At 37.7% G+C, this 15,566-nt stretch carries 2 protein-coding genes; both read left to right on the forward strand.

The genetic code is table 11. The features are described from left to right. Positions 1-494: 494 nt before the first annotated feature. Positions 495-8,234: a DUF11 domain-containing protein gene (locus FF125_RS01310; protein ID WP_138948092.1), complete on the forward strand. Its 7,740-nt coding sequence runs from the start codon at positions 495-497 to the stop codon at positions 8,232-8,234. A 440-nt stretch (positions 8,235-8,674) separates the two neighbouring features. Then, the gene (locus FF125_RS01315) at positions 8,675-15,559 is read left to right on the forward strand and encodes a beta strand repeat-containing protein (RefSeq protein ID WP_138948093.1); all 6,885 of its coding nucleotides are present in this window, start codon (positions 8,675-8,677) and stop codon (positions 15,557-15,559) included. Positions 15,560-15,566 lie beyond the last annotated feature (7 nt).

Here is a 15,566-nt window from a genome sequence, read left to right on the forward strand (position 1 = left end):
ATAAAAAGGAGTTACTGGTGTTAATCAATTTTGTAATATAAATCAATAAATAATCATTGATTTGAATTGCTAAATAACCTGTAACCATACTGTGGCTGATTTTATGTAAAAGTATATATGTCAGTTTTAACCAATCTAAAATAGAATAAAAGCACTAGTAATAAATTCTAGTGTTATTAATATTCTGCTCTTAAAAGGCTGGAACTGCATGCTTTCTAAAAAGGCCATTCCTTTATTGTAAATTTTACTGATTTTAAAGATGTCACTAACGTATGGTTTGATTATACCTGCGAAGGTTATTTCTATGTCTAAATGTTGAATTGGTGATTTTACCATTTTTCAGTGTGCTCTATTTCAGTGTTCATTAGTAGGTCTTATTTAAGGATCTCTAGCTTATGAAGTTTTATAAAAAAAATAACAAATCATACTGGGTAAAATCAGGATGAGGTGGTTATAATAGAATAATACTGTTTAAATAAGAATTCTTTAAAAAAGTGGATCAGAAATTCAGAAAGTTATTTGTCCTTATAATAACAATAGTTTTTACACAAATTGGGAATAGTCAATTAAGTGATTTACATTATTTACCTCCTTTAAAACAGGATAGCAATAATGTTGCCATTCAGCAGCAAACAATTTATTTGTCAACTCCTGAAGTTACAAGTTTTACAGTAAACGTTTATCAAGGGATAAATCCTACCGCTGTTGCCACATTATCTTTATCAAAAGCAACTCCTGTAACGTATGGTTTGGCTAATGGAGATAATAACGTTTTATTAGTCACAAATGCAAATACAGGTATAGAGCTTACAGGTAGCGGTTTACGATTTGAGGCTCCAGGAGGAGAAAAATTTTATGTTAATTACAGAGGAAGATCTGGTTCTCAGGCCGCGTCGATAACTTCAAAAGGAAGGGCTGCGTTGGGGCAGAGTTTTAAATGGGGAGGTGCACCCATAGAGGCGAATCATCCTTCAATGAGTGCTACTTTGGGTATTATGGCTACTGAAGATGACACAGAAATTACGATTAGTGGTTATGATCCAAATTGTGAATTTCGTTTAGCGACCACAGTTGGTGGTATTACCGCTAATTCTATTACAATTAATTTGGATAAAGGAGAGTCTTATGTGCTTGAAGCTGCGAAAGATGCTACCAATGCTAACATAGATGGCTGGATTGGAGCTTCAATCGTTTCGGATAAGGATATTGCTATAAGTAATGGGATGCTAAATTTTGGTATAAATCCTAGTAGTGGAAGTAGAGATGCTGGAGCAGATCAACCCGTCCCAGAAGATAAATTAGGAAAGGAATATGTTTTTGTTCGTGGATATGGTGGGGCAACTAACGAGTTTGTGGTTATTATTGGTACTCAAGCCAACACCAACATTTATGTAAACGGAAGTGCTACTCCTTATGCAAATATAGGTGTAGGAGATTATGTAGAAATCCCTTCATCATTTTATTCAGGATCTTCAGTAGGTGATAATATGTTTGTGTCTTCCGCAAAAGATGTATATGCCTATCAAGTAATTTCTGGAGATTCAGGGATTCATACAGTCAGTTTAAATTTTGTGGCCCCAGTAAATTGTTTAATGCCAGATACCATGGATTTTATTCATGATATTGAAGATATTTCAGGTATTACAGCTGCTGGAGGTTTGTTTATTATAGCATCAACTACTACAGCTAATGCTGATATTACTGTTACCGATGGCACGGGTGTGGTAACATTACCTACCGAGGAAACCGTGGCTGGCTCACCAGATTGGAAAACATTTTATTTATCTGGTCTCACAGGTAATGTTTCTGTAACTTCAACAGGTCCAATAGCTGTTGGGTTTTTAGGTTTTAATGGAGCACGTGGAATTGCGGGTTATTTTTCCGGATTTGATACAGTTCCTGTTATTGATTTGGAAGTTGTAGGGGGAGGGTGTCTTCCTGGAGCAACAGTAGAAGTTGTAGATAAAGATTTTGAAACTTACCAGTGGTTTGATGATGGAGTATTGGTGCCTGGTGCAACAAACCCAACCTATGATCCTACAGATTCAGGAGATTATTTTGTACGTGTAACCAAAGGGGGTTGTACCTATGATTCGCAACCAATTTCAGCTTATTATTGTGCTCCTGATATTGTTTTAAATAAAACCGCAGATAAAACAGAGGTGCTTGTAGGAGATATAATCACATTTGTGATCACAGTGGAGAGTAGAGGTCTTAATGATGTTACAAATGTGAATGTAAATGATGTGATACCTTCTGGATTGAGTATCTCAAGTGTTAATGTAAGTATCGGTTCTTGGTCAGCACCGAACTGGACGGTTGGAACGTTAACTAGTGGTCAAACAGAAACGATAACCATAGAGGCAGTGGCTAATGAAATATCAGGTCTAGAACAGCGTTTGGATCGCACGAATACCGCAACAAATAGCCAAGATCAAACAGATAGTAATAACACTACCGATGTTCCATCAGTTGACTTTTCAATTTTACGTGATATTGACGATGATGGCGTAGCAGATCAATATGATTTGGATGATGACAATGATGGAATTTTAGATACTACCGAGTCTAATGGTAGTGATCCAAATGCAGATGCAGATTCAGATGGGGTTCCTAATTATTTAGATGCAAACTTTTGTACGCTTAATTCAGCTTTAATATGTGCCAACTTAGATATGGATAACGATGGTATTCCAAACCACATGGATCTTGATAGTGATGGTGATGGAATTCCAGACAATGTCGAGGCACAACTAACAACCAGTTATACTGCTCCAAACGTAGATACAGCATCAGATTATATCACAAATAATGGTGTAAATTCTGCCTATATAGGTGGTTTGTCACCAGAAAATACAGACGGAACAGATACTCCTGATTATTTGGATACAAATGCTGATAATGACAGTTTAAATGATACGGCGGAGGCTGGAATTGCCTCAAGTGGTGTTGATATCGATAATGATGGATTGGATGATGGCACTGATGCAAATACTAGTGGATATGCAGATCCAGGTGGAACCATTGATGATCCAATAACAGGTCCATTAGCATTACTTGATTCTGATAATGACGCCAATTCTGGTGGTGATGTAGATTTTAGAGATACACTAGATAATAGACCCGATAATGACAGTGATGGAATTGTAGATGCTGAAGATTTTGATGATGACAATGACGGTATTTTAGATACTGACGAAGGTTGCGGAAACTTGGTGATTAACGGTAGTTTTGAAGCTCAAGATTTTTCAGACCCTATCGTGTTTCCAGACGCATTTACCGATGCTTCAGGTACATTTATAGGTGCAACATATAATTCGAATACGTTATACGGATGGAACTATACTCATAATATGGATGGTTGGGTTGGTGGTCAAAGTCCATCTTGGTCATCAAATAGTTTTGCAACGGCATATAGTGGAAATCAATATGTGGATATAATTGGAAATAATAATGTAACAGGTGGTGTTAATGGAACTTTGTCTCAAATTATAAACACAATACCCGGAAACTCATATACATTTTCATTTCATTGGGGTGAGGATGTAGGTCATGGCAATGGTGCCATTATAACTCTAGATGTAGATGTATTAGACGCAGCTAATAATCCATTAATAAATGAGACGATAACTGCCACAGCTCAAGGTCCAATAGCGGGAGTAATTGGACCAAGAAATTGGTATTATTACAGTCAGACATTCACAGCAACGACTACTCAAACAACCATACAATTCCGAGCCACTCCGCCAGTAGGTTCTACTTCAGCAGGAGCAGATATCGATTATGTGAGTGTGGTAAATACAGGGGGTTGTCAAGATACTGATAACGATGGCATCATCGATGCTTTTGATTTAGATAGTGATAACGATGGTATTTACGATGCTGTTGAGGCGGCACACAACCAACCACATACAAATGGGGAGGTAAATGGAGCTGTTGGAGTAGATGGGGTTCCAAATGCTGTACAAGATGATCCAGATAGAGAAACTATAAATTATACAGTGGCTGATTCTGATGGGGATGCTATAATTGACGCCCAAGAATTAGATGCAGATGATGATGGTTGTGATGATGTAAATGAGGCGGGATATACAGATGGAGATTCTAATGGACTTTTAGGATCGGGGACTTTCGGTTCAGGATTAACGGTGAATTCAAATGGGGTGGTAACTAGTGGTTCAGACGGATACACCGCACCTACAGATGCTAACAGTAATTCAGTTTTTGATTTTAGAGAAATCGGTTCGTTACCGACAATTAATAACCAACCACTTGATATTAGTGTTTATGAAACTGAATCTGGTAGTTTTAGTGTAGTTACTTCTGGTTCAAATTTGGCATATCAATGGCAAGAGAGTACAGACGATGGGGTTACTTTTAATAACTTAAGTGATACGGGTATTTATTCTGGTGCCCATACAGCAAATCTTGTAATTACAGGAGTTACCACTTCTATTGATAATAATAAATACCGAGTTATAATTAATAATGTAACCTATGCTTGTGATGCTGTTACCTCAACAGCAGCTACAATAACTGTTTTAGTAGATATAGATACTGACGGCGATGGTATTTTTAATAGAATTGATTTAGATGATGACAATGATGGTATACCTGATTTAGAAGAGAGTCAATGTGAAGTTAGTATATCTCCTGGAGTTCCTCCTAGTTCTAATGCTGCTCTTAGTTTAGGTTCAAGATTGTACACAGATTTTAATGGTTATTGGACTTCAGCAGTTGGTGCTATTAATTCAGTACGACCTGATAATACATCAAACTTATTAGCTTTTGAGGTAGGAAGTCAAACATATGCCACTGGAGTTGTAAATAGTAGGTTAATTGATAGTGACAATGACGGATTGTTTGATGCTTTAGATACTGATGGTAATGGAACAGGTGATGTAACTCTAGTAGAAACATCATGGACGGCACTTACACCAGTTAGAGATATTAATACCGGTATTCGCTTAGAGGGATCTGCCTTAGATGGGAATACCACAGCGGCTGTTGGCCCTCTTTTAACATCTGGAGGTGCACCTTTTAATCCCTATTTAAATCAGGGAGTTAGAGGTTTGAATTTAGCATATTCTATTGCTAATATTGGAGATGTTTGGTATTTTAATATTCAAGGGATATTGGCTAGTGCTTACGGTGATGGAATTCAAGATATTCTTGTAACTCAAGTAGCTCAGCCGGGAGGATCTACTTTTAACACGTTGCATCTTATTGATAATTCAGGTCATTTTATTGGTAACGGAGTTACTGTAAATTGGAATACAGTGAGTTCAATGGGTAATCATATAGTAGACCAATATAATACGAATGACTCGGTAAGTGGTACCAATCAACCAAAAGGGATACGTTTTGCAGCAATTGAACTTTCTGAGTTTAATTTAACACCTGCAGAGATAGCAAATGCTGTTGCTTTACGATTAGAGATATCTTCTGATGCTGACCCAGCATTTTTTGTGGTAAATGACGCCAGTTTTTTATCTAACTGTGTTGATGTCGATTCTGATTTTGATGGAATACCTGATTCCTTAGATTTAGATTCTGATAATGATGGAATATATGACTTGGAAGAAAGTGGAGCTCTTAATGTTTCAGGAGTACATGATAGTAATAACGATGGTGTCATTGATGGGCCAGCATCTTCTTTTGGAGATAATGGATTGTTTACGTCAATTGAAAATAATGATACTTCAGGTGCTTCAATAACCTATACGATTAGCGACTCAGATGGTGACTCAGTTTATGATGCTTATGAATTAGATGCGGATAATGATAATTGTAATGATGTTGATGAAGCTGGATTTACAGATGGTGATTCTACTGGTCAATTAGGTTCTGGAACTATTGGTTCTGGACTGACTGTGAATTTGAATGGCGTTGTAACTAGTGGGTCAGATGGTTATACTACTCCAGATGACTTGAATACAAATAACACATATGATTTTCAGGAAGCGGGAGCAATTCCAGTAATTACTGATCAACCTGCGGATGACCCTATTTGTTTTGGTGACAATGCTAGATTTGAAGTAGTGGTGACAGGTTCAAATTTAATATATCAGTGGCAAGTGAGCACTGACGGAGGTGCTAACTTTTCTGATATTAGTAATAGTTCAGTGTATAATGGGGCTACGGCCGCAGTTTTAAATGTGATTACCCCTACACTAACTTTTCAAAATTATCAATACCGCGTATCTATTTCAGATAGTGCTTTTAGTTGCGGTTCTGTAATATCAGAAGTTGCTGTATTAACATTACAAGCACAACCAGATGCAGGAAACAATGGTTCATTAATATTATGTGAAGATGAAACCGTAAACTTAACTCAATTAAACACTGCAATTACAGGTGAAGATACAGGTGGAACATGGAGTCCCGCATTAGCACCAAATGTAACGAGCTATACCTATACCGTAAACGGAACTGGTGCCTGTTCAGGCGAGAGTGATACCTCAATGGTAAGCATTACGTACACACCACAACCAGAAGCTGGTAGCAATGGAACATTAGTACTCTGTGAAGATGAAACAGTAACTCTAGCCCAGTTAAACACTGCAATTACAGGTGAAGATACAGGCGGAACATGGAGTCCTGCATTAGCACCAAATGTAACAAGCTATACCTATACTGTAAATGGAACAGGAGTCTGTTCAAGCGAGAGCGACACCTCAACCGTAAATATTACGTATACACCACAACCAGAAGCAGGTAGCAATGGAACATTAGTACTCTGTGAAGATGAAACAGTAACTCTAGCCCAGTTAAACACTGCAATTACAGGTGAAGATACAGGCGGAACATGGAGTCCCGCATTAGCACCAAATGTAACAAGCTATACGTATACGGTAGCAGCAACGTCACCATGTACAGGACATGATACGTCAACAGTCACGGTGACATATCAAGCTCAACCCAATGCAGGAAATAACGGAGTCTTAACCTTATGTGAAGATGAAACTGTAACCTTATCACAATTACAAACTGCAATTACAGGTGAGGATGCAGGTGGAACATGGAGTCCCGCTTTAGCTCCTAATGAAACTACTTATACCTATACAGTAGCGGCAACCTCACCATGTACAACAGAAGATATAGCTACTGTAACAGTTAATTATACGGCAAAACCAAATGCAGGAACCGATGGTGCCTTAGTCTTATGTTCAAATGAGCACTTAACAACTGCGTTATTATTTGCAGAATTAGGAGGAGCTCCTGATACCGGAGGGGTTTGGACTCCTGCCTTGGCTGGAGCGGGGACTTATACATATACCGTAAATGGAAATGGAACTTGTTCTAGTGAGAGTGATACAAGTGTGGTCGTGGTAAGTGAAACCGATGTTGATTATTCAATATCAAGTTTAGATCCTTCAACTTGCTCGGGATCTAATGGTTTAATTATAATATTTAATTTAACGCCAAGTACTGTTTATAGTGTTAGTTATGCAGATGATGGAACAAATGTAAGTCCAGCAAATTTTACCACAAATTCTAGTGGTCAATTTGCAATTACAGGGTTAGAAAGTGGAAGTTACACAAATATTGTAGTTACTTTATTAGGGTGCACAAGTACATCTGGCTCAGTTACTTTAAATGACCCAATGCCTCCACCTGCCCCCATAAGTGGAGGTGATAAAACGGAATGTGCTCATATGCCTGTGCAAACATTAGCAGCAACAGCAGTAGCACCTTCTGGTTCAGATCTTATTTGGTACGATGCAGTAACTGGCGGTAATATTATTACAAGTGCTACACTTGATGTGGTTGGAGCAGTTACTTATTATGCGGCTAGTTTAGACAGAACCACTGGTTGTGAGAGTGTTTTAAGAACAGCCGTTTCTTTAACTATTGAAGATTGTGATGCTGACTTGAGTTTAAAAAAGACAGTTGACAATTCAGTTCCCGTAGTTGGTGACGATATTACCTTCACTATAACCTTAAGAAACTATGGTCCAGCTGATGCAACTGCAGTTACAATTAGAGATATAATACCAGGTGATTTTTTATATACACATCCTAATTTTGTAACGAGTGAAGGTACGGTAACTTTCAATTCGGGTACTGGAGCTCTAACTTGGGATTTAGGATCTTATGTACTGTCAAGTGGTGGTGTTTTAACCTTAACCTATGCAGTAACTGTTAACGTGTGTGGCGAGTTTGTAAATAAAGTGGAGGTAGTTAATAGTTCTCAATCAGATATAGATTCTACACCTGGTAATGGGGGGTAATTTGTTCTTTTACGACATTAAGGATTAGGTTCGTTCAGATGTTAAGGAATAGTGTATTTAAATCAAGTAATTTGTCCGTCAGGAGTCTTTTTTAAAATTAAGCTTAATACAATAACAATCAGATAGGTACGTTTAGGTTGTTAACAATTACACGTGAAGTTATTAACAATTAATTAAGGTTATTAACATTTTATTAACATTCTGAGGTTGGCTATATATATTTGCTTTAGTAATAAGTGGAGAATTGAAAGGGTTTATTGGAGTAATCTTTTTTTTAGAAATTTTATTTATTTGAGCAGTAATGATTTAAATGTTAAAAGAACTTTTAACCTTGCTATAGCTAATATGCGAAGTAGGGTTTTTCTATGAGTATTGTTTTAATTATTTAAGGTTCGTTGTTTATGTAAATAAAAATTACTTTAATAATAAATAAATCAGTTTTGACCAAGCTAAAAAAAGATTTAAATGCACTTGTAATAGCCGTTGTGCTATTATTATCATTTTCGTTAGTAGCACAAACGACTTTTACCGAAAGTAGCGTTAGCTATGGCTTAAATATTAATGGAGCTAAGGATGGAGGTCATGCTTGGGCAGATTATGACAATGACGGAGATCTTGATGTGCTGGTTTTAGTAAATAGCACCTCGCAGCGAAATTATTTAATGCGTAACAATCGCATTGGAATAGGCACGCCTAATTTTACAAATGTTCAAACTACACTTGCCCCGGGGATGTTAAGTCAAAAAGCAGAAAGACAGGCTGTATGGGGCGATTTGAATAATGATGGGCGACCTGATTTTATTATGAATTCTGATGCCAGCACTGGGAATTTAAAAGCCTTACAAATTTTTATCCAAAACCCATCGGGAACTTTTGGAGATGGTATCGGAGGTACAGATCCTATTACAGTTGGTAGAACAGGAAATGCTACTATTCAAGTTAACCCAATAAATTCGGAAGGTGTTGGAGTTTTTGATTTTGACGGAGATGGTGATTTAGATATCTTTTTTGATAATCATAGTTTTGGAATTGAATTGTTAAGAAATAATTATATCAATCATACTACTCATATCACAGTAAACCCTGCTCCAGCATCGTTGTTTACACATATCACAACAGGTAATGGAGCTGGCGTGACAGAATTTGGTCTTAATCAATATGCAACGGATGGTGATTATGGTACGGCTGCGGATGTTAACGATGATGGCTGGGTAGATATTTTTATGCGAAAACGCGACGAAAATGACTTCTTTTTAAATCAAGGTGGAATTTTTAATAATGGTGCTGATTTGGCTCAAGCTGAAAATGCAAACAAAGGAGGAAATGGCTTATGGGATTTAGATAATGATGGTGATTTAGATGCGGTTTGGACGGAAAACGGGACAACTCAAATTTTCAGAAATGATGGAGGTGTATTTACACCCTTAGGTGCAGCAGTTTTTCCAGGATTGCCACAGCCAGCAAATACCAATGCATCATCTTCATCAGCTCGTATAGATGCCTTAGCAGGTGGAGATATAGACAATGATGGAGATATTGATATCATATTGGTTGGTAATTCTAGAAGTTATTTATATATCAATCAATTAAATAGTCCTACCCCTGCACCCGGAACAATTGGTAGTGGTAGTGCCATGACCTTTAATCTCGATGCAGCAACTTTTAATTCCAGTGCGGATGGTGAGGGCACTACAATGGTTGATGTTGATGATGATGGTGATTTAGATATTTATATAAATATCAATGGTGGTGCCAATCAATTATATATAAATAACCTCGCAGCTTCAAATAGAAACAATCACCTAATTGTTGACGTAACTGAAGATAGAAATCCAGATGGAACAACGGGTGGGTTTTCAGGTAGAACAGCCATTGGTACCAATGTTTTAATAAAAGATTGTGATGGAAATATTATTAGTGGATTACGCCAAGTTAATGGTGTTTTTGGACATGGAACCCAACAATCTCCATTAGTTCATTTTGGGTTACCACTTGGTGAAGGCCAACCTTATTTAATTGAAGTACATTATCCAAATCTTTACAATAATGCCGCAGGTGCAATAACAAGATTGATAGCAACTGCTGTGGCACAACCGAGTACAATTGTAGGTACAAATCATTACTCAATAACCACCACTGACGCAGAAACTTTACAAAATCCAAATGCTCCAATAGCAAACGATGATACTGAAACCGTACCTTATGGAAATACAGTTTCTGTTCAAATCAGTTTGTTTGATAATGATTCTGAACCAGATGGAGACAGCTTTTTCATTGAAAACGTAACACAACCAGCGTTGGGTTCCGTAGTAATTGATGATGCCGCCACTGGTCTTGTAACCTATACATATAGTGCAGCAACAGCCTTTACGGGCACTACTTTTACCTATACCATTTCAGATGCAACAGATGCTATTTGTCCAGGTTCTGGTAAAAGTGATACAGCTACAGTTACCATTTACGAACCTTGTGCAGATTCCTCTGGATTAGACACAGACGGAGATGGGATTAATGATGTCTGTGATCTAGACGATGATAACGATGGAATTTTAGATACAGATGAATGCCCTCCAGTTGTAGGCTCAGTTGATTCGGGCAATAATACAACTAATATTACAGGTTTTTATGAGTCAAATGGTAATAGTGTATTAGGTTTTACTATAAACCCCGAGTATGCTTCAGTTGTACTTTCATCAACTTCAGGTGTACAAATACGTTGGGATCAAGGAACAACAGATGCGATTACAACAGTAGATCTTATTTTAGACACTCCTTCTACAGGAACATTAAAATCGGTTATATTAGGAAATGGAGCGGAGGGTGTTACCGCAGGAACTCAGAACGCATATAAGGAAATTACCCTTACATGGAGTGGTGGTGGTTCAGCTGTATTAAATGACCCTTTAGATGAAGTCACGGGTAGAGTAACTGGAGATGTTTTAAATTCAGGTGACATAATTGAAATTAATAATGGAGTTCGTTATTCTTTGCAAGATACAGAGTGGAGTGTTGAAGTCGATATGTCTAGTGTTAGTACTTTTCCTACTACAGTTTCGTTCTATGCAGACTCAAGTATTAATGGAAATACAAATTATAATAGAGAGGGGTTTGCATTTACACCTGTTATTAGTTGTCCAGATTCTGACGGCGATGGACTTTCAAACTCATTGGATTTAGATTCAGACAATGATGGTATTCCCGATAATGTAGAAGCCCAAACCACTATAGGATATGTGGCACCAAGTGGAACTGATAGTGATGGTAACGGATTAGATGATGCTTATGAAACAACGCCAGGTTCTGGAGAAGGTATTACTCCATCCAATACAGACGGTACAGATACACCAGATTATTTAGATACCAATTCTGATAATGATAGTTTAAATGATACAGCAGAGGCAGGAATAGCCTTTAGTGGTACCGACGTTGACAATGACGGACTAGATGATGGCACAGATTCAAATACTGGTGGATATTCAGACCCTGGAGGAACAATTGATAATCCGCTAACAGGTCCACTTACTTTATTGGATTCAGATGGTGATGCAAATTCAGGCGGAGATGTAGATTTTAGAGATACACAAGATAACCGTCCAGATAATGATAATGATGGTTTTGTGGATGCTGAAGATTTTGACGACGATAATGACGGTATACTAGATACCGATGAGGGCTGTGGTAACTTAGTTATCAATGGAGGTTTTGAAGCTCAAGATTTTTCTAATGCCACCACGTTTCCTAATGGATTTACGGATGCATCGGGTACATTTATTGGAGCAACGTATAATGCGAATACTTTATACGGATGGAACTATACGCAAAATATGGATGGCTGGGTAGGTGGACAGAGTCCGTCGTGGTCTTCCAATAGCTTTGCGAATTCCTATCAAGGCACCCAATATGTAGATATTGTAGGTAATAATAATGTAACAGGTGGTGTTAATGGTGTTTTATCACAAGTTATCAATACAATACCCGGTAAGGCTTATACTTTTTCATTCCATTGGGGTGAAGATGTAGGTCATGGTAATGGTGCTATTGTTACTTTAGATATAGATGTTTTAGATTCAGCTAATAACCCCTTAATTGATGAGACTATTACTGCAACAGCACAAGGCCCTATTGCAGGAATAATCGGACCTAGAAATTGGTTTTATTACACGCAAACTTTTACAGCAACTACTAACCAAACAACTATTCAGTTTGGAGCTACACCTCCTGTTGGTTCTACATCTGCTGGTGCAGATATTGATAATGTAAGTGTTATTGAAGCCAATGGTTGCCAAGATACCGACAACGATGGTATTATTGACGCTTTTGATTTAGATAGTGATAATGATGGTATTTTTGATGCTGTTGAAGCAGGACATAATCAGCCACATACTAATGGTGTTGTAAACGGATCTGTGGGTACCGATGGAATTCCTGATTCAGTTCAAAATGATCCTAACAGAGAAAAAACAAATTACATTTTAGCTGAAAGTGCAGACGATTCTGACGGTATATCAAACTTTTTAGATTTAGATAGTGATGGAGATGGAATTCCTGATAATGTTGAGGCTCAAACTACACTAGGTTACGCAGCTCCTAGTGGAACTGTAGATGCTAATGGTGTATTTACAAATTATACTTCAGGATTGACACCTATTAATACAGACGGAGCAGATAATACTGATTATCTAGATTTAGATTCTGATAATGAAGGGGCTAATGATACAGTTGAAGCCGGAATTACATTGGCTAACACTGATACAGATGGAGATGGTTTAGACGATACTATAGATGCAACAGCTGATTATTCTGACCCAGGAGGAACAATTGATAATCCGCTTACCGCACCTGTAATTTTACCTGATTTAGATGGGGATGTTACCACAGGTGGTAATGTAGATTTTAGAGACGCTACAAATGATTTAACTGATACAGATCAAGATGGAGTATTTGATCCATATGATATAGATATGGACAATGATGGGATTTTAGATAATGTAGAATGCCCACCTGTTAATTTGTCTAATGGCTTGGGACCAATATTTGCAGAGAATAAAACTCCAGCTCTTTATATGCGTTATTCTGGAACTACAAATTCGAATATTGATCAAACGAATGAAGTCGTTTATACAGTTACAAATGGGCCAGTAGGCACAACTTGGGTCGTCTTATCTTCTTCTAACGCAACTATTACCATAACTGGCAATATCATAAAGATTACTGGCGATGCTACTACGGGTAGTGGAGGGTCTGGGCCATTTGCAACGTATGATATCAGAACTACCAAACCATCATTGCAGGTTACATTAGATTTTAATGATGTAACTACATCTAGTGCACCAACTACGAATTTTCAAATTTATGGATGCTCAGATACAGATAATGATGGACTATATGGATTATTAGATCTAGATTCAGATAACGATGGCATACCTGATAATGTTGAGGCACAAACAACTTTAGGATATATACCTCCTAATCCAGATAGTCCAGCTACATATTCAACAAATAACGGACTAAATTCTGCCTATTTACCGGGGGGTCTTATTCCAACAAACACAGATGGTTCAGATAATCCTGATTATTTAGACTTAAATTCAGATAATGAAGGTGCAAATGATACAACTGAAGCTGGAATTACGCTAGCGAATAATGATGCAGATGGAGATGGTTTAGACGATGCAACAGATGCAACAGCTGATTATTCTGATCCAGGAGGAACAATTGATAACCCGCTAACTGCACCTGTAATCTTACCAGATGAAGATGGTGATGCGGCCATTGGGGGTGATGTTGATTTTAGAGATGCATTTAATAGTGATTGTACAGATGTTTATGCTACAGCATTTTCATCTGGTAGAAATCAGCTTTATACGCTATCTGGTACCACAATGACCTCTGTATTTACTACCCCGCAAAACGCAGGAGCTTTAGCGGTGAGTGCTAATGGGAATGTTTATTATGATAATGCTACGTTCGGTTCAGCACCATTATATAGTTTTAACGGGGCCACACAAACTAATACAGGGGCAACCTTACCCGGATTAATCGTTGGAACTGCTGCCGATCCTGCTGGAAATGTATATTATGTTGATAGCTCTAGTCATTTACGTCGTGTAAATGTCGGAGTTCCTGGACCTGCTGCCGATTTAGGTGTGCTAGTATTTGATGGCGGTGATACTATTGGTCCATCGCTACAATATGGAGATATGGCCTTTGACGGTAACGGACGTTTACTTTTATATTCTTCAGTTGGAGGATCAGGAGCTTCATATTTATACGTAATCGACACCTCTACCTTAACAGCTAAAAATTTAGGAAATTTAGGCCCGAATGGAGCAGTTGGAGTAGCCTTTGATACGACTGGAAACTTAATTACAACGGCAAGCAATGGTACGGTCGTATATTCTATTGATTTTTCTTCTCCTTCATTAGCTGGAACAAATTTAGGTACCGTGAGTCCGAGTGTATATGATTTAGGTTCTTGTGCTTCACCAATGTTTAATCCTGATTTAGCAGCGGTTAAATCGGTTGAAAATATTACACGAAGTCAGAATCCTGCCACCTTAGTAAGGGCTGGAGATGTTTTAGAATACACTATCGTAGTAACCAACTCAGGGAATTTTACAACCAACAATGCTACATTAGTTGATGCAATTCCCACAGCAACAACTTATGTGGCAAACTCAACAACCTTAAACGGAAATGCCCTTGCAGATATTGGTGGAGATATGCCCTTTGAGACTGTAAATACAATTAATTCCGCGTCACAACCAAGTGGAGTAGTTCTTGGCAACGGAGGAACAGCTACTGTGGTCTTTAGAGTGATTGTAGACAATAATATTTTATTGCCAGCATTTATTTCAAATACGGCTACCATAACATACCCAACTGTAAATGGAGGTGTTACCACAACACAAACTGAGGATTCAAATACAACTGATACTCCTACTTTAAATCAAGCAGATTTAGAATTAACTAAAACGGTCAATAACAGCAATCCTGATCAAGGAGATGACATCACTTTCTCAATTACTATTACAAATGACGGTCCATTATCAGCAACAGCTATTGAAGTGCAAGATATAATTCCCGTAGATTTTACATACACTCATATTCCTGCTAATTATACAGTAACTCAAGGAACGGTAACATATAATTCAGGTACGAGGGTAATAAATTGGAGTGCAGGAGCTTATGTGTTAAATCCAGGCAGTTCAATAACGTTAACTTATACGCTAACGGTTGATGTTTGTGGTGAATTTAAGAATCAGGCAGAAATTATTAATAGTGATGTTTTAGACCCAGATTCAACACCAAATAATAATAAATAAAAAAATA

Source organism: Aureibaculum algae (assembly GCF_006065315.1).
Lineage (GTDB): Bacteria > Bacteroidota > Bacteroidia > Flavobacteriales > Flavobacteriaceae > Aureibaculum > Aureibaculum algae.